Genomic DNA, 18475 nt, shown 5'->3' with positions numbered 1-18475 from the left:
TCATTTGGTATCTTCCAAATGGTCGGCGTACTTTGCATCATAATGATGGTCGTTTATCTCTCAATAGCTGACAGTAAATGAGGTCGAGTTTTATGACGGGGTGTTGTACAATGAAGGTGAAATATCATTAATATTTGAAAGGTAGGCCTGTCATGGTTAAACGATTGATAAGTGCGAATGCCTCTGAAATCACGTCGATGTCTAAAGAAACGTTGTTGCAAAGTATTAAAGCTTGTGAAGGTCGCGTTGTTCTGAGTGAAAATATTGTTACGGACCAACCCATTATACACGATGTAACCAACGCCGAAATTGCACGTGCGCATGGTGCTGATTTAGTGCTTTTAAATAAGTTTGATGTGTATCAATGCTTTATAGAGGGCATGCCTGAACATTTGAACAGTAACCAGAATGTGATTAAATCGCTTAAGAAACTGATTGGGTGTCCCGTCGGATTAAATCTCGAACCGGTAGATATTGATGCGGACATGGTTGAGTCGCGTCATGCGATTGCAAATGGCCGTATTGCGACGGAACATAATTTAGAGCTTGCGTCAAAGTTAGGCTTTGATTTCGTTACGTTCACGGGGAATCCTTCGACAGGCGTATCGAATGACAAGATTAAAGAAGCGGTTAAGATGGCGAAAACGAGCTTTGATGGTTTAGTGTTCGCTGGTAAGATGCATGGTTCAGGTGTGAAGGAACCCGTTGTAGATTTGGATTTAGTAAAAGCCCTTATTAAGCACGAAGCGGATGTCATCCTAGTTCCAGCAGTAGGGACGGTATATGGGGTTAATGATCAAATGATTGATGAGGTTGTTCAACTCGCGCATTATCATGATAGGCAAGTGATGAGTACAATCGGTACGTCACAGGAAAGTTCGGACCCGGCGACTGTAAGAGAGATTGCGATTCGAAATAAAATTTTAGGTATAGACATGCAACATATCGGTGATGCTGGGTATGGCGGTTTAGCGCCTGCTTCAAATATTATGGCGCTAAGTATCGCGATTCGTGGCGAACGCCATACCATTTCAAGAATGTCTCGTTCGATTATGCGATAAAAGTGATTTGAAGTTTTTAGGTAGGGTTTCTATTAATTTCCTTTAACAGCATGCTTTCCTGGGGCGTGGCTGGAGCCTGTAGTCTCTAAAGCCCAACTCAAACTTTCAGTTTGTTAGTTGGACTTACAAAGTAGCAATGCTACTTTGTACCACGCTTAAGCCCCGGCTTCCTTAGCTTGTTAATTTGCTAGCGCATAAAGCTCAACCCGAATTTTCAATTCGTTGGTTGAACTTACAAAGAAGCATGAGCTTCTTTGTTCTTTAAGATGTGCCGGGGCCCTGGCCTCTGAGTCAGCTGTTAGGAAATTAATCATGAATGCTTGTACTATGACTCACTTTTTTAGCTTTTAAAACATTCTTTTATCATCTATTAATTTCCTTATAAAAAAAGAACCTCGCATTGAATACATGTCATTTACATGTAAGCAATGCGAGGTTTTATATTAGTGTCCAGGCATATCGTGAATCTTCATCATTAGACCGTGCGGAATATCATCGTGCTCGACCACTTTACCTTTAGTAAATGTTTTACCTTCATCTGGCGAAGAAAGTCGTACAAAATCACCTTTTTGAGGTTTGAAATCGCCTTTAGGCTTAACATCTATATTTTCAGTTACTTTATGCGATTTTTCGCTCACGATCTTTTCAGCCGTATGATCATCTTTCATATAACCGTAATACGTATCTACTGGCTTCATCGTTAAAAGCAACACCGTTAAACCAATTGTAACGAGCAATAACGCAATAATTGATACAATACCAATCATTTTATTATTCTTTTTATTATTCTTCATCTAATCGAACCTTTCTTAAAGCGGTTAACTTCAGTTATATACGAAATAGTTTGTAAAAGCAAATGTTATTATTATCAAGCTTGTATGAAAAATGTTAAATGTGTACAAATTATATATTTTTTGCATATTTTTTGGAAAAAGAGTATTTTTTTAGGTATAAAAATGCTATGGTAGAATTAACAACAAAAAAGAGGTGATTGTAATGAGCTTTTATAAATATATGGAACGCTATATTGGAGACGAAACGCCTTTAGGTCAAGTTGCCACAGTTATTTATAACGATAAGAACTTCCCTCAAGATATGAATAACACTGAAGATATTTTAGCTTATATGCAAGACAAGCCTTCTGATTCAAACTGTTCAATTGAAAGTCTTAAACGTGCCATTCAAGTTTTTCACCTTACTGCGTAAGAAAACTCATTTATTCTCAGATTAATATTCTGAATATTCAGTTACAAGTGCTCGCACTTATTTATAACACGCACTTTCTTTATAAAAAAGTATGAGCACGCGTTTCCTTTTTAGTATACCCTCTTAAATGCTTTTTAATGAGAATTCCAAAACTATTACTAAATATTAAATTTCTAAATGTCAATTAATTGTATTTAATTTAACATTAAGTTGAGTTTAAATTATAAAAATTAGGTTAATTTTGTCGAAAATATGGATTGCATATCATTATTTTAGGTTAAAATGTATTATAACTTCTATTAAGTCAACACTTACTAATAATTATATTATATAATTTAGGTAGGCTTATATAGTAGTTAATAAAAAAGGATACCAAGCCTTATAAAGCTTTGATATCCAAACATTATTATTTTAAATTTTATTCTTTCGCCACAAAAAGATACCTGTTACACAGATTAGGATAAGTGAAATTCCGATAATCATGAGCCAGGACACAGGACTGTCAGTACTTATTGGTAGTTGCACATTCATACCAAAGAAACTGAACACAAGCGTCGGCAACGTTAAGAACACCGTGAAAAGCGTTAGTGTTTTCATGATGGTATTCATTTCATTCGATAATAGTGATGTATAAGATGACGTGATACTTTCTAGAATACTAATGTAGAGTTCAGTCGTATCTAGTGATTGCTTATGTTCAACATGCAAGTCTTCAAGCAATTCTTGATCTTCTTCAAAGCGCTTAATCGCTGGTAATTTGAAAAGGTTTTTAAATACAAGTGAATTCGTATTTAAAGCGGCAAAGAAATAAAGTAAACTCTTCTCAATTTCCATAAGATCATACAGATGCTTATTGGTAATGCCGCGTTTTAAACTTCTTTCCGTACGAATTCGAGATTTATTTAATAACCTTAAATTTCGGTTATATTGCGTTGCGATATCAAGGAGTAACTTAATCGCAAACTGACTTCTAAACTTAAGGTTTAAAGGTTGCTGCTTGAGATACTCTAGAAAGTCATATTTTTCCGAGCATATCGTGATTATTTGATTCTTTGAAAGTATGATACCGATTGGGGTGGTGGTAAATGACATTACTTTTCGCTTACTGTCGTTAACGATTGGGAAGTCAATGATAATCAGTGAGTGACCTGAGTCAGAATCATATTCTGTACGACCACTTTCTTCACTGTCCAGTGGATCCTCAATAAAGTCCAAAGGGATATTGAAGGTACGCGTTAATGTTTCAATTTCTTCACGAGAAGGTTGTACAACATTAAGCCACTGACTTTCATGCCAATCTGAAACTTCACAAATATTTAAGTTATCATCATTTTTATATGCTTGAATCATATTCTGAGTCCTTTCTAAAGTAAATGCACAACAATTTACTTTTAATAACTCATTGATTATACGATTGAATGTGCTTTTTCACAAGGTTAAATTGTAATTTAACCCTATTACTTTAAAAGTCCAATCACGTGGTAACAAAGGTGATTTAGTTAGCATAGCTAACTTGAAAGCGATAACATTAATGTCATTGTATTTTTTCTAAATTCAAATTATTTTCGAAAAAGGCTAAATTCGTTTCATTTTTTACTTTAAAAGCCACGCGCGGCAGCGCTTTTACACAAAATTAACATAATTTAACAAAATTCAACTAAATAAACATAAAAAATGAAAACTTTATATTTTCTTAACATAGAGTTAACAATGTTTAGAGATAATTAACTAGGAATTTATAAAAGAAGTGAGGTAGGACGAATGGAGCTTTCAGTAACTGAAACAATTTTTACGTTTCTAGGTGGACTGGGTATATTTTTATTCGGTCTTAAACAAATGGGTGATGGTTTACAGTCAGCAGCAGGTGATCGCTTACGTAACATCTTAAATATCTTCACATCTAATCCTGTATTAGGTGTTTTAGCAGGTATGTTAGTAACAATTTTAATTCAAAGTAGTTCTGGTACGACAGCAATCACAATCGGCCTTGTTAGTGCTGGTTTCATGACATTGCGTCAAGCAATCGGTGTTATCATGGGGGCAAACATCGGTACAACCGTAACTGCTTTCTTAATTGGTATTAAATTAGAAGATTATGCATTACCTTTAATTGCATTAGGTGCATTATTAATCTTCTTCTTTGCGAAAAGAAAAGTTAACAACATCGGTCGTATTATCTTTGGTTTTGGTTCATTATTCTATGGTTTAAAACTCATGGGTGATGCCGTGAAACCATTAGCGAAATTAGACGGCTTCAAGGATTTAATGTTAAGCATGTCAGACCATCCATTACTAGGGGTAGCAGTTGGTACAGGTCTTACTGCTTTAGTACAAAGTTCAAGTGCGACAATCGGTATTTTACAGAAATTCTTCGAAAGCGGCATGTTAGATATTCATGCAGCTATTCCAGTATTATTCGGTGACAACATTGGTACAACAATCACTGCCGTATTAGCAGCGTTAGCTGGTTCATTAGCAGCTAAACGTGCAGCAGCTGTACACGTATTATTCAACTTAATTGGTGTATTCTTATTCATGTTAATCCTTCCATTGTTTACAATGTTTATGCAATGGGTTCAAAAGATCTTACACTTAAGTCCAGAATTAACAATTGCTTTTGCACACGGTACATTCAACGTTACAAACACAATTATTCAATTACCGTTCGTATTCGCATTAGCATGGTTAGTAACTAAAATTATTCCAGGTAAAGACGTTACAGAAGCTTACCAACCAAAACATCTTGACCGTAACCTTGCTTACCGTGCACCTGGTATGGCACTACAACAATCACAAAAAGAAGTTCAAAACATGGGTATGCTAGTTGGTTCTATCTTAGATGACTTATCTACTAAAGACCCTGCAAAAGAAAAAGACATCGTTCAAAAGTATCAAGCAGTTGATACAATTGGCGACAGCATCCGTCATTACTTAGTACGTATTTCAACACGAGATTTATCAACTACAGATGGTGAACGTTTATCAGTAATGTTCGATATCAATAAATCGATCTTACAAGTTAACGAATTAGCACGTGAATATTTAGAACAACGTAGACGTCAAAAACGTAATAATATCAAAATCACAGACGACGCGCAACGCGGTGTCGATCGTTTATTCGACCACGTTAAATATTCTTACAAGAAAGCCATTGATACAATCGACGTATATGACGATGTAGAACGTGATGAAGTTGTACAACGCAGTAAAGAAGCTTACGACCTAGAACACGACTTAAGACGTAATCACATTCGTCGTTTAAACCGTGGTGAATGTTCAACAGACGGTGGTTTATTATATGTAGATACAATCACAGTAATTGAACGTATCGGTTATAACTCACGTAACATTTCTGAATCAGTTATGGTACTAGAAGATACACCAGAACCAACTGACGAAGAAGTTAAAGAAGTTCAAGAACAAGAATCTAAATAAGATTTTAAGAAAGGGCGCCATTAAGTTGGCGCCTTTTTTCATTTGGAAAAGTCCATTAAGAAAGCCTGGGGCAACGACGTGTTACTTCAGGCTTCAACTCTGTTTTATTTACTATATTTATATAACGTTTGGTCGTTAATAAGTACTTTAATACCCATTACGATATTGATGATAAAGAACACAAGACCAACTAGGCAGCTTAAGCCAAGTAGGACAAGCATAAAGATGATAAAGCCACCGCCACTATTACTGTCGCCAGTAGCTGCAATAGCGATAATAAAGCCAATGTATGAAATACCCATTAATATAGCTGGGATTAAATGATATAGTAACGCTCTTAATGCGTGCCCTTTAACAGCTTTCGTCGCTAGGAATAAAACAATAATCGGAATAATTAAAGGTGCAAAGAAAACACTAAAGTAACTTAGAGCTGACAATAATCGATCATTCTGGTAATTCGTTTCTGATTGGTGATCCATAATAATTCCTCCGTTATTTTTCAAATTGCATAATGCCATTTTACACATAATTCTAGAAAAAAAGAAACAGTTAAGGAATAATTAATAAAATCTGATTATTAGAGATTGTCAAACATAAAATTGTCACGAAAACGCTATTTTATTTAAAGGGATGTTATTTTATACTTAAGGAAAAAGGGAGGACTTAAGATGAAACGTATTCTTTATGCATTTTTTACATATACAATGCTAGGTTTATTCAGTGGCTTTTTCTATAGAGAATTCACAGTGGCACATCACTTTACTGGCGATTCACAATTAAGCATCGTCCATACACATCTACTTACGCTAGGCATGTTCATGTTCCTAATGCTGATTCCAATTGAACATTTATTTAAGCTAAGCAGCTACACGCTCTTCAACTGGTTCTATTACATTTACAACATTGGCGTCCTAACAACAATCGCGATGCAATTCGCGAATGGTATCAACACAGTTTTAGGTAACGAGAAGAACCCTGCACTATCAGGCATTTCAGGCCTCGGTCACATCGCGCTAACTGGTGCATTTATCGTGCTATTCTTCCTACTACGCCAAGCAATTATCAAGAACCCTCGTAACAAAGCTAAATAATTCATGATGATCGTGATCCGGAATTGTCGTCCGGGTCACTTTTTTTATATACTTCTTTTGTAAATGTGTGTGTAGTTGTCTATTAAAGTTTTTATCTTCTTTTTTGAGAATGTTGGTAATTATAGGAATTAATGCCTAATCACATTTTTCATACGCCTTTTTGAAAATGGGGGCAGATGCAGGTAGGGTGTTTAGTGGTCCGTAAGAGCCAAGTGAGATCGCGACATGGCTCTAAAACGGTAATAAGAGCCAAGTGAGATCGCGACATGGCTCTAAATCGTGAATAAGAGCCAAGTGGAACTGCGACATGGCTGTAAAACAAGAATAAGAGCCAAGTGGAACTGCGACATGGCTGTAAAACAGAAATAAGAGCCAAGTGAAGTCGCGACATGGCTGTAAAACAAGAATAAGAGCCAAGTGGAACTGTGACATGGCTGTAAAACAAGAATAAGAGCCAAGTGGAACTGCGACATGGCTGTAAAACAGGAATAAGAGCCAAGTGGAATCACGACATGGCTGTAAAACAAGAATAAGAGCCAAGTGGAACTGCGACATGGCTCTAAATCGGGAATAAGAGCCAAGTGGAATCGCGACATGGCTCTAAATCGGGAATAAGAGCCAAGTGGAATCGCGACATGGCTCTAAATCGGGAATAAGAGCCAAGTGGAATCACGACATGGCTCTAAATTAGCAATTATATCCATGTGGGTATATCACATGGATATAATAGTTACAGTATGAATTAGTGTTATTATCTCTTAGCAACTAGTGAGGAAACTACAAGTCGCTAAAAGCCCCGTAGCCAACTAGTGAAGATACCACAAGTCGCTAAAAGCCCCGTAGCCAACTAGTGGCGATACCACAAGTTGCTAAAGGCCCCGTTGCCAACTAGTGAGGAAACCACAAGTCGCTAAAGGCCCCGTTGCCAACTAGTGACGAAATCACAAGTTGCTAAGAGGACCGTTGCCAACTAGTGGCGATACCACAAGTCGCTAAGAGGACCGTTGCCAACTTGTGACGACAGCACAAGTCGGCAAGCGCTCTATCACCCCCTCGCCATACAGCCCCCATTTTCCAAAAAATAAAAAAGCAACCCTGACTTAACAGGATTGCTCATTTAGAATTATTCGACATGCTTAGCTGAAGTAGCGCTTGTACGTGAACGTAAGTCTGCTTCGATTTCTTCTAAACTTCTACCGCGTGTTTCAGGTAGGTATTTCATAACGAAGAAGAATGCCACGATACCGATTACCGCAAAGATTAAGAATACATATTCAATGCTTAATACTTCAGTTAATTTAGGGAAGAACTGTGCGACTAATAAACTACCGATTGATAACGCTAACGCGGCGATACCTGTCGCAGCACCACGGGCACGCATTGGGAATAGTTCTGGTAACATAACCCATAAAATTGGTCCCCAAGTTGCACCGAAGAAGATGATAAATAATGTTAAGCATGCGATGATGATCCATGCTGATGACGTAATACCGATTGTCCAAATTAAGATAGCCATCGTTAATAATGACGCCACCATACCGATATTACCGATCATTAATAACTTCTTACGGTCGATTTTATCTACAATAAAGATTGCCACGATCGTTACAAGCACGTTAACCGTACCGATACCAACCGTACCTAAGATAGACGTTGAATCACCAAGTCCAGCTTTAGATAAAATTTTCGGTGCGTAATAGATAATTGCGTTAATGCCGACTAACTGTTGTAAGAGTGCGAACGCACAGCCAATAATTAATGTCGGACGAATCCATGAAGATTTTAAGACGTTCCATGTACTTGCTGAAACGCGGTTAATCTCTTTCATGTTTTCAATCTCAGTGTCAATTTCTGATTTTTTAAAAGTCTTTTCCATAACGCGACGCGCACTCGCTTCACTACGATGCTCTAGAAGCCAACGCGGACTCTCTGGCATGAAGTACACACCAATCATGAGAATTAATGATGGAACAATTGCAAGACCTACCATCCATCTCCAACCTTCAATAGGCGCGAAGGCATAGTTGACGAGGTAAGCGGATAAAATACCGATCGTAATCATTAATTGGTTTAACGAACTTAAAGAGCCACGTGCTTCAGTTGGTGCCATTTCTGATAAATAAACCGGCACGATAGCTGTTGAACCACCGACTGCTAAACCTAAAATAAATCGTCCTAATACTAAGAAGAATAGGCTAGGTGACAATGCTAGAGTTAGCGCACCTAGGATAAATATAATCGAAATAATAAATACGAGTTTTCGTCGTCCCAATCTATCCGAAAGCGGTCCACTAAATCCTGAACCAATTATTGCGCCGACTAACATAGATGAAACTACGAGTCCTTCAGTATTGCTTGTTAAAGGAATGTCATTATTAATAAATAATAATGCGCCAGAGATTACACCAGTATCGTAACCATAAAGTAATCCCCCGAGTGCACCTAGAAAGAAAATCAGCGTCTTATTTGTGTTTTTATTCATGAAGAATTTCCTCCTAATTCTATGCTACGCAAATAAGTATACGCTTACATTTCATTCATGTAAATTGCTATTTTGTTAACAATTAATGTCATTTCTAAAAATAAATATTCACGATTAATGATTAAGATTGATTTTTTGAAAAGCCACATGGTTAAAACCATCCAATTTTTGAAATTACGATTTATTAGGCATTTTCACTACCATGCGACCGTATACTTTATGGTCTTTCAACTTCTCTAAACCACTTTCCAATTCTTCAAAAGGCACGACCGTCTTAATATCGTGTAAGAACTCAGGCTTTAAGTCTGTGGCTAAACGTCTCCATAAACGTTCACGCATCTTCATGTCACAATACACAGAATCGATACCGAGTAACTTAATACCTCTTAAGATAAACGGTAATACAGTCGATTCAAATTTAGCGCCGCTCGCATTACCACTTAAAGCAATACCGCCATTTGGTTTCACTGTCTTAATCACTTCACCAAGCGTTTCACCGCCTACAGGATCGATTACACCTTGCCAAACGCCTTTTTCTAAAGGTTTCGAAGAGTCAGAGGTAATACGGCTAATTACGTCTTTAGCGCCAAATTTCTTCATATCGTCCTTAAGTTCATCATGACTCGTACTCGCTGTAACCTTGTAACCAAGTTCACTTAACATCATTAACGCGAGCGAACCTACACCACCAGAAGTCCCACGTACAAGCACAGGTCCTTTATCAACCGCAATACCGCTATCTTCTAAACGTTGAATAGATAAAGCAGCCGTAAATCCAGCCGTACCAAAGACCATGGCTTCTTCGAGCGTTAAATCCTTAGGTACTTTCACAGCCCAGTCACCGGGTACGCGCACATATTCACTAAAGCCGCCATCATGACTAACGCCTAATTCATACCCCGTTACGACGACTTCATCGCCTTCTTCAAAGGAAGGATGGTCAGACTGTGCTACCACACCAGCCGCATCGATACCAGGGATAATTGGATAATCTTTAATCACTTTACTACGCGGGTTCGTCGCAAGCGCATCTTTAAAGTTAATGCTTGAGTAATGTACATCTATTAAAACGTCGCCTTCAGGTAAATCGTCTATCGTCATCGTCTTGAAAGCGCCAGTTGCCTTGTCATCTTGTGCAGTAAGTTCATAAGCTTTAAATGTATCTTTCATGATTACGTCACTCCTTCGCTTGTTTAATAACTATTATATTCATGTAATACCCGGATTGAATTGTGACATTTATGTGCCTTTTTGAAAATGGGAGCAAGGAGAGGTACTAAAATTTAATAAATATTTTATAATAACGTTTACTTAAATGAAAATACAGTGATATAATAATTGATAACAATTATCAATTAGAGGTGCAACATGAAGAAACTTACATCATTGTTATTAACATCCACGTTGTTGCTAGCAGCATGCCAAAACACTAAAGAAGCAGAGAAAAAAGAAGAGAAGCCCGAAGCGCCTAAAGTAAATAAAGATATGATGGCTATCACGTCACAATATAAAACATTTACGATCAAGGAAATGGATGCTTTTCTAAAAGGTACTACAGAATTCACAAATGCCGTTAAACAAGGGGATACAGAAAAAGCTAAGGCACTGTATCCGAAAGTACGCATGCATTTCGAACGTTCGGAACCTGTTGCTGAAGTTTTTGGAGACTTAGATCCAAAGATTGATGCACGCTTAGCTGATCTAAAAGAAGAAAACAAAGCGGATTCTTGGTCAGGATATCATAAGATTGAGAAAGCGCTTTTCAAAGATAAAAACTTAGATGGCATGGACAAAGTAGCCGATCAATTACTTCAAGACACGAAAGAATTACGTGCTAAAGTTGAGACCGTTGACGTGACGCCGAAACTCATGCTTCAAGGTTCGATAGACTTATTAAATGAAGTTTCGACTACTAAAATAACTGGAGAAGAAGAAATCTATTCACACACAGACTTATATGATTTCAAAGCTAATATTGAAGGTGCTGAGAAAATCTATCAATTGTTTAAACCACTTTTAGATAAGAAAGACAAGACTTTAAGTTCCAGTATCGCTAAAGAATTCGACAATGTGAATCAATTGCTTAAGAAATACGAAACTGAAGATGGTGGTTATGTTAGCTACACAACCCTAACTAAGGAAGAAACGAAATTATTGGGTGAAGCTGTAAATGGATTAGGTGAACCGCTCAGTAAGATGGCGGTCGTTTTAACATGAGTAAAAATGAGAAACTAGAGCGGACTTATAGTAGAAGGTCGTTTCTTAAGATGCTAGGTATTGGCGGGGCAGGTCTTGTTATCAGTTCAAGTGGCATCGGGCAAGCCCTGTCTCATGCTTATCATAATTCGCCAAAAGATAAAAAAGCCGATCGATATGCTTTCTACGGAAAGTATCAAACTGGCATTATTACCCCTCAACAATCACATGCTTATATAATAGTTTTGAATTTAAAGCGATATAATGCTGAAGATGTCCAAAGTATGCTTAAAGCATGGACTCAAATGTCTAATAAGCTCATGTCAGGGCAGCGAATCGGTAGCTCAAAGCAATACAAGTTTGTGCCACCTGATGATACTGGTGAAACCATTGGTCTTAACACAGCTCAATTAACGCTTACATTTGGACTAAGTCGTGATGCATTAATTAAGTTAAAAGTGAAAGATAAAATTCCTGATGCATTCGTTGACTTACCCCATTTTCCAAAGGATCAACTCGATCGTGCATATACAGGTGGGGATATCCTTATTCAAGCTTGTAGCAACGATTTACAAGTGTGCTTTCATGCGATACGCAATTTAATACGACCATTTAGGCACCTCGTCCAAATACATTGGGGTGAAACAGGGTTCGTTTCTCAAAAAGGTAATGAAACACCTCGAAATCTAATGGCGTTTAAGGACGGTACTGTGAACCCTAAGGATCAACACGCGTACAACAAACACGTCTTTATACCAACAGGACCATTCAAAAATGGGACGTATATGGTGTTGAGACGTATTCAAATGCATCTTGAAACTTGGGATCGTACAGCGTTAGAAGAACAAGAAAATACATTTGGACGCTATAGAGAAAGCGGTGCACCTTTAGGTAAGAAAGACGAATTTGATACACCTGACTTAGACTTAAAGACTCAAAAAGGTGAATATGTTATTCCTCAAGATGCACATATTCGACTCGCTAAGGAAAGTAAGCAAAAGATTCTCAGACGCTCATATTCTTATGCAAATGGTTTAAGTCCCATAACGGGCTCGATTGATAGTGGTCTATTATTCATTAGTTTCCAAAGAACGCCGCAACAATTCATAGACATTCAGAATCGTTTAGGTCATCAAGATAATTTAAATGAGTACATTACACATCGAGGTTCTGGTTTATTCTTAATGTTACCAGGTGTCCCGAAAGGAGGGATACTGGGTGAAACGTTATGGCATTAGAACGATAAGCTTGATCTTATGTTTGATGTTTCTAAGTTTAAATCTATTTGAAGTTCAATCAGCTTCAAATTATCAAGAGATTTACATTAAGATAACTGAAGCAAGAGTAGTCATAGATGATTCAACGACGCGATCAAAGGTGGACGATGCCTTTAACGACATTAAAGCCGCCATTAATAAAGATCCTGATTTAAAAGCCCATAAAAAACTTCAAGAGACTTTGAAAGCACTTAACGTAGATTCAAGTACAACCGAACAAAATGAAACGTTAACCAACATCACGAAGATACTTCTGGAATTGGAACAAACTAGCGCTAAAAGTGAGTCAGATAACCACGATGTAAAGATTGGTCAATTACAAAGCAATTTAGAAATGCATAAGAAAGCTTTTACACAAAGTCTAGATATTAATGATGAAGAAGGGTTAAAGAAAGCCAATTCTGAATTAAATCGTATTTGGACAAAATATGAAAGGTATATCAGAGATAAAAATATCGAAAAATATGGTCAAATTGAGATTAAACTTTTTGAAATGAGACGATTAGTTGAGGGTGGCAAACCTGAAACTAAGAATGTGTTAGCTTTATACGACGACATCATATCGGATGTGCGGGATGTAGAACTTAGTCGTCCTTCTCAAAGTAAAAATAATACGTACACAACTCAAACTTTATTGGAAGAGCTCGATGGAGCAATCAAGCATATTGAGAAGCATCAAGTTACTAAAGCGAAAAGCAACTTAAATCAATTAATGCGAATATGGCCCTATGTAGAAGGTGACATTCGCACTAAAGACCAAGGGCTTTATACGCAAATTGAAGAGGATATACCTAGATTTGCGGTCGTTTTAAATTCAGATAACCATGAGTCGGTTAAAAAAGATCTGTCGACTCTTTATAAAGATATTCAAAAAGTCGTTCATCATTCTGAGTATAGTTATATTGATGTGTCTCTTGTTTTACTGCGTGAGGGTGTAGAAGTCATTATCATTGTGATGTCTTTAAGCTCGATAACGCGAACTTTGAACTCGAGAAAAGGTACCGTTCTTCTGTATTCTGGTAGCGTTATCGGTCTGTTACTTAGCCTAATTGGCGCTTATGTATTGATAAGTGCTTTTCAAAATAGCGGGATCTTAAGAGAGAGTTTAGAGGCCTTTATAGGATTAATTGCTGTAATCTTAATGTTTATTGTCGGTATTTGGTTACATCGTCATGCATCAAGGAAGCAATGGGAAATTCTAATCAACAATCTCAATCAACAAGCATTAGACCACAACAAGTTGTGGTTGTTCGGTGTCATCGGTTGTATGAGTGTGTTAAGAGAAGGCGTAGAAACAATCGTATTTTATTTAGGTATGATTGGTCATATTTCATCAAAGCAATTGGTTTTAGGAATTATATTAGGGCTCTTAGTTTTAGTAGGTTTCTCAATTGCTTATAGATTTTTAATTAAATGGATACCGATTCGATACGTATTTAGAGTTTTAAGCATACTTATGTTAGTACTCGCTTTTAAGATGATAGGTGTAAGCATTTACCAACTTCAAATACTAAACTTTATTCCGAAACACGTAATAGAATCATTACCTACTATATCAACTTTAGGCTTATTTCCTACTGTAGAAGTTGTATCAGTTCAACTCATTTTTATCTTGATTACATTAGCATACGTCTTTGTTCATCAAAGGAAGTTAGATTCTTAAATAAAGGGTCTTAGACATAATACTACAATTCCCTTAAACAGCATGCTTTCCTGGGGCGTGGCTGGAGCCTGTAGTCTCTAAAGCCCAACTCAAACTTTCAGTTTGTTAGTTGGACTTACAAAGTAGCAATGCTACTTTGTACCACGCTTAAGCCCCGGCTTGCTTAGCTTGATAATTTGCTTGCGCAAATTTCTGTCCGGGGACCCCACCCCTAGGAGTCAGCTGTTTTGGAAATTGTATCAAATAAAGCTTAAATGCTCTATTTCACTACTTATGTCTAAGACTCTTTTATTTTTATGTAAAATATCGTCATTTCGTACAAAGTAATCATGATTATAAAGAACGATAGATGCATTACGAGATCAGGTGGCGCAAATAAGCTACTTAGAATCAAACATACAAAGTAAACATATTTACGTTGCGAACTCAGATCGTTACGTGATAATACGTCTATTTTTACTAAAAAATGCGTGATCAACGGAATTTGAAATAGTAATCCAGTTAACAAACTCAAATAAAGTAAATTTAATAGATATGCTTGTATCCCCCATATTGGCTTTGTACCTAAAAGACTTGCTATGCTAAGGCCCCAATTAAATATTTGCGGATATAAGATGAAATAATTAAGTAAAATACCGCCTAAAAACAAGCTGATGCTTTGAGCTGATTTAATCATTATTGTGTTTCTTTCGGAGGGTTTTAAACCGGGTGAGATAAAACGCCAGAAGAGTAGGGTTGCATATGGAAATATTACAATGAATGATAGACTTATAAGTATTAAAAGGTAAGTTACGATTATCTCGTTTAATGAGAAAGTATTCAAATGAACATGCGTATTCCAAAGCAAAAGTTTGATAAGTATATGTAGCCATAGTCTTGATGTCAAAAATATTATGACGAAGATGACTAAAAACGCTAAAGCTACTCTAATGAGAACTGTACGTAATTCATCTAGGTGCTGATAAATCGTTAAATAGAGATTATCTTTTGGGATTTGAATCCGTTTCGTCTATATCTGAAGTGTCTTTTTCTGTAGCTTGACGTAGTTCACGTATCGTATTACCAATAGCGCGTCCAAATTGAGGTAGCTTTTTCGGGCCGAAGATAATTAATGCGACAATACAAATTAAGATAAGGCTTGTCGGACTAGTGATGCCTAAGTTCAGTGATGTTATGTTCATAGTCTTAACTCCTTAAAGGTGATTTAAATATATATTACCACGCTTAAGATGTTTTTACATTTAAATAATGGGAAATTAAAGTAACCTAGATACCAAATTTTGTCATTAATATTACAATATACTTGTTTAAACGTTAAAAATATAAATGGCTTTTTAAAAGAATGTAAAGTTTAATCGGTGTAATGGCGAAATGGCGCAAGATATTATAGAATGGCAAACAAGTTGGTTATGATGCAAGGTTTTTAAAACATATACATAATGACTTGCATGTAATCACGTCTTAAAAAATCATGGAGGTATGTAAATATGAAAAAAGTACTAGTAGGTTTTTTAACATTATCTTTAGCTTTAGCAGCATGTAACAATGGTGAAGAAGGTAAAGACAAGAAAGAAGAAGGCAACAAAACGGAAAATAAGGAAAGCAAAGATTCAAAAGGTGACGCTTCTAAAGAGGATAGCAAGGACAGCAAAGATAGCAAAGACAGCGAATCAAGCAAAGACTCAGAAAAATCATCTGGCGAAGGTTCAGATAGTAAATCAAGTGATTCATCGAGCAAAGATTCTGAAGGTAAATCTGGCGAATCTTCAAGCGATTCAAGTGATTCAAGCTCATCTTCAAAAGAAGGTAGCGACTCAAGCTCTAGCTCAGATTCAAGTTCTAATTCATCATCAAATGGTAGCAATGGTTCACAAGCAGCTAGCGGTGCAGCAGCAGGTGGCGCGGCAGCAGGTAGCCAAGCTGGTTCAGGTCAAGATGCACAAGCAAACCAACAAGCACAAGCAAACCAACAGTCTCAAGCGCAGCAAGCTAACGCTCAATCTCAACAATACGCAGTAGCTGATGAAAACGCTATGGCGACAAAGCGTGCTTATGTAGCACCATTTAGCAGCCAACAAGCTCAACCTGTTTCAGGTAGCATCACAGGTAACACTGTAGACGAAAACCAAGCGTTAAAAACATTACCTAACTTCCAAAACTCATTAAACAAAGCTCAAGCAGCTGTAGGTCAAAACAAAGTTTACAACGACTACAGCATCCAAGGTCAAGAAAACGCGTATAGCTATGTATTTAGCTTCAACAACCAAGACGGTACTTACTCAATCGTTTCAATTGACCAACAAGGTACTGCACGCGTATTAGACCCAGCTTATTCAGTTCAATAATTGATTAGAACATCATCGTTCTAAACGCTTATCATGAGGGGCAATTTAATTGCCTCTCATTTTTCATGGGGAAAAGCCCTTTAAATACAATATCGTTAATTAAAAGATGTCATATTCGAAGCACTACACGTAGTAAGTGTAAAAACACACATCTTATATATCTAAATCCCTTTTTTAAATGTGAGATTAAGTTTATAATTAGAAGTGAATAAGTATTTTATCGATATAGTTTTAATTAATGCATATGATACGAAATTAATTGTATCTGTTTAATGTACAAGAAGGGGGTACTGTATTTGTTATGAATACAATACATAATAAAACAGATGTCATCTTAATCGGTGGTGGCATCATGAGCGGAACATTAGGAACATTATTAAAAGAACTATCGCCAAATATGGAGATTCGCGTTTTTGAAAGGCTATCAGAAGCTGCTCAAGAAAGTTCTAATGTATGGAATAACGCGGGAACAGGTCACTCGGCATTATGTGAATTAAACTACACATCTAAGAAGAAAGATGGCACGTTAGATATTTCTAAAGCAATCAAAATTAATGAACAATTCCAATTATCTAAACAGTATTGGGCTTTTCTAGTGGAAAAAGGCTACATTGATCAGCCAGAAAGCTTTATTAGAACAGTGCCACACATGAGCTTTGTTGAAGGTGTATTAAATGTTGAATTCTTAAAAGAGCGCGTAAACGCTTTAAAAGATAATCCATTATTCAAAGGGATGGACTTCACAGATGACAAAGATCGTTTAAAAGAATGGATTCCATTAATGATGGAAGGTCGTAAGTCACGTAAACCCGTTGCTGCGACTAGAGATCAATCAGGTACAGATGTAAACTTTGGTGCATTAACAACTAAATTATTAAATCACTTAAAGAAACAAAACGTTTCAGTTGATTACCAACATGAAGTTAAAGATATTAAACAACAACAAGATGGTACATGGATGGTTAAGGTTAAAGACATCGTGTCTAACCAAACAATCGTGTATGAATCTAAATTCGTATTTATCGGAGCAGGTGGCGCAAGCTTACCACTTCTACAAAAGACAGGAATCGAACAGTCTAAACACGTGGGTGGCTTCCCAGTTAGTGGTTTATTCCTTGTTTGTAAAAATAAAGATGTTATCGAACAACATCACGCTAAAGTATATGGTAAAGCTAAAGTTGGGGCACCGCCGATGTCAGTACCTCACTTAGATACAAGATATATTGATGGCGAACAATCATTATTATTCGGACCGTTTGCTGGTTTCTCACCAAAATTCTTAAAAACAGGTTCAAACTTAGACTTAATTAAATCTGTAAACAAAGACAACGTAGCGACAATGTTAGCTGCGGGCGCGAAAGAAATGGGTCTAACGAAATATTTAATACAACAATTGATGTTATCTCAAGAAGAGCGTATCAATGACCTTCGTGAATTTATTCCTAATGCTAAAGGCGAAGATTGGGAAGTATGCGTTGCTGGTCAACGTGTTCAAGTTATCAAGGACACTGAAGAAAAAGGTAAAGGTACGTTACAATTCGGTACAGAAGTTATCACTTCTGACGACGGTACATTAGCTGCGTTACTTGGTGCATCACCAGGTGCGTCAACAGCCGTTTCAGTTATGTTAGACATCATTAAACGTTGCTTCAAAGAAGAACACGATATGTGGGAAGATAAGATTAAAGAAATGGTTCCTTCATATGGAAAAGACCTTGC

The 18475-nt window shown here is 36.8% G+C and carries 16 protein-coding genes; 9 read left to right on the top strand and 7 right to left on the bottom strand.

What is annotated here, in order from left to right:
• Window positions 1-152: 152 nt before the first annotated feature.
• Window positions 153-1061, top strand: a complete 909-nt coding sequence (locus tag A33S_RS0109675) for a DUF7916 family protein (protein ID WP_017176804.1) — start codon at window positions 153-155, stop codon at window positions 1059-1061.
• A 443-nt stretch (window positions 1062-1504) separates the two neighbouring features.
• Here A33S_RS0109675 and A33S_RS0109670 read toward each other — a convergent pair whose 3' ends face one another.
• The gene (locus A33S_RS0109670) at window positions 1505-1855 is read right to left on the bottom strand and encodes a DUF4889 domain-containing protein (protein ID WP_017176803.1); all 351 of its coding nucleotides are present in this window, start codon (window positions 1853-1855) and stop codon (window positions 1505-1507) included.
• A 202-nt stretch (window positions 1856-2057) separates the two neighbouring features.
• Between A33S_RS0109670 and A33S_RS0109665 the strand changes: the two genes are divergently transcribed.
• A complete protein-coding gene (locus A33S_RS0109665; RefSeq protein ID WP_009385455.1) occupies window positions 2058-2267 on the top strand; it encodes a YozE family protein in 210 nt (69 codons plus the stop codon).
• A 411-nt stretch (window positions 2268-2678) separates the two neighbouring features.
• On the opposite strand, the gene A33S_RS0109660 is transcribed toward A33S_RS0109665, so the two are convergent.
• Complete coding sequence (locus tag A33S_RS0109660; RefSeq protein ID WP_009385454.1) at window positions 2679-3617, bottom strand: magnesium transporter CorA family protein; 939 nt, start codon at window positions 3615-3617, stop codon at window positions 2679-2681.
• A 411-nt stretch (window positions 3618-4028) separates the two neighbouring features.
• On the opposite strand from A33S_RS0109660, the gene A33S_RS0109655 reads away from it, so the two are divergent.
• Window positions 4029-5702: a Na/Pi cotransporter family protein gene (locus A33S_RS0109655; protein WP_009385453.1), complete on the top strand. Its 1674-nt coding sequence runs from the start codon at window positions 4029-4031 to the stop codon at window positions 5700-5702.
• Window positions 5703-5806: 104 nt separating this feature from the next.
• Here the strand turns inward: A33S_RS0109655 and A33S_RS0109650 are convergent, their stop codons facing one another.
• Window positions 5807-6181: a magnetosome magnetite crystal formation protein family gene (locus A33S_RS0109650; RefSeq protein WP_009385800.1), complete on the bottom strand. Its 375-nt coding sequence runs from the start codon at window positions 6179-6181 to the stop codon at window positions 5807-5809.
• Between the two features lie 189 nt (window positions 6182-6370).
• Here A33S_RS0109650 and A33S_RS0109645 point away from each other — a divergent pair, with 189 nt between their 5' ends.
• On the top strand, window positions 6371-6793 hold the full coding sequence (locus tag A33S_RS0109645) for a DUF2871 domain-containing protein (RefSeq protein WP_009385799.1): 423 nt from the start codon (window positions 6371-6373) through the stop codon (window positions 6791-6793).
• Window positions 6794-7916: 1123 nt separating this feature from the next.
• Here the strand turns inward: A33S_RS0109645 and glcP are convergent.
• Window positions 7917-9275, bottom strand: coding sequence for a glucose transporter GlcP (glcP, locus tag A33S_RS0109640; RefSeq protein WP_017176802.1), 1359 nt, complete (start codon window positions 9273-9275; stop codon window positions 7917-7919).
• A gap of 174 nt (window positions 9276-9449) precedes the next feature.
• A complete protein-coding gene (locus A33S_RS0109630; RefSeq protein WP_017176800.1) occupies window positions 9450-10445 on the bottom strand; it encodes an acrylyl-CoA reductase family protein in 996 nt (331 codons plus the stop codon).
• A gap of 198 nt (window positions 10446-10643) precedes the next feature.
• On the opposite strand from A33S_RS0109630, the gene efeO reads away from it, so the two are divergent.
• The 3 genes from efeO to A33S_RS0109615 are packed head-to-tail and all read left to right on the top strand — an operon-like array spanning window position 10644 to window position 14411.
• The gene (gene efeO / locus A33S_RS0109625; RefSeq protein WP_009382959.1) at window positions 10644-11492 is read left to right on the top strand and encodes an iron uptake system protein EfeO; all 849 of its coding nucleotides are present in this window, start codon (window positions 10644-10646) and stop codon (window positions 11490-11492) included.
• Window positions 11489-12709, top strand: a complete 1221-nt coding sequence (gene efeB / locus A33S_RS0109620; protein ID WP_026048999.1) for an iron uptake transporter deferrochelatase/peroxidase subunit — start codon at window positions 11489-11491, stop codon at window positions 12707-12709. Before efeO ends, efeB begins: the two co-directional genes overlap by 4 nt.
• Window positions 12690-14411, top strand: a complete 1722-nt coding sequence (locus A33S_RS0109615; protein ID WP_017176798.1) for an FTR1 family iron permease — start codon at window positions 12690-12692, stop codon at window positions 14409-14411. Before efeB ends, A33S_RS0109615 begins: the two co-directional genes overlap by 20 nt.
• Window positions 14412-14688: 277 nt before the next feature.
• On the opposite strand, the gene tatC is transcribed toward A33S_RS0109615, so the two are convergent.
• Both tatC and A33S_RS0109605 read right to left on the bottom strand, forming a co-directional pair.
• Window positions 14689-15378 carry a twin-arginine translocase subunit TatC gene (gene tatC, locus A33S_RS12655; protein WP_420801856.1) on the bottom strand — a complete coding sequence of 230 codons (690 nt, stop codon included), beginning with the start codon at window positions 15376-15378 and terminating at the stop codon, window positions 14689-14691.
• Window positions 15379-15391: 13 nt separating this feature from the next.
• Window positions 15392-15592, bottom strand: a complete 201-nt coding sequence (locus A33S_RS0109605) for a twin-arginine translocase TatA/TatE family subunit (RefSeq protein ID WP_009382955.1) — start codon at window positions 15590-15592, stop codon at window positions 15392-15394.
• 306 nt (window positions 15593-15898) lie between these two features.
• Between A33S_RS0109605 and A33S_RS0109600 the strand changes: the two genes are divergently transcribed.
• Together A33S_RS0109600 and mqo are read left to right on the top strand one after the other, a co-directional pair.
• Window positions 15899-16756, top strand: a complete 858-nt coding sequence (locus A33S_RS0109600; RefSeq protein WP_009382954.1) for a hypothetical protein — start codon at window positions 15899-15901, stop codon at window positions 16754-16756.
• A 301-nt stretch (window positions 16757-17057) separates the two neighbouring features.
• Window positions 17058-18475, top strand: a 1418-nt coding sequence (mqo, locus tag A33S_RS0109595) for a malate dehydrogenase (quinone) (protein ID WP_017176797.1), incomplete at its 3' end; no start/stop codon positions are given.

The organism is Staphylococcus massiliensis CCUG 55927 (genome assembly GCF_000298075.1).
Classification (GTDB): domain Bacteria; phylum Bacillota; class Bacilli; order Staphylococcales; family Staphylococcaceae; genus Staphylococcus; species Staphylococcus massiliensis.
Note: the sequence above shows the minus strand (reverse complement) of the source record. Positions and strands in the feature narration are given on the sequence as shown.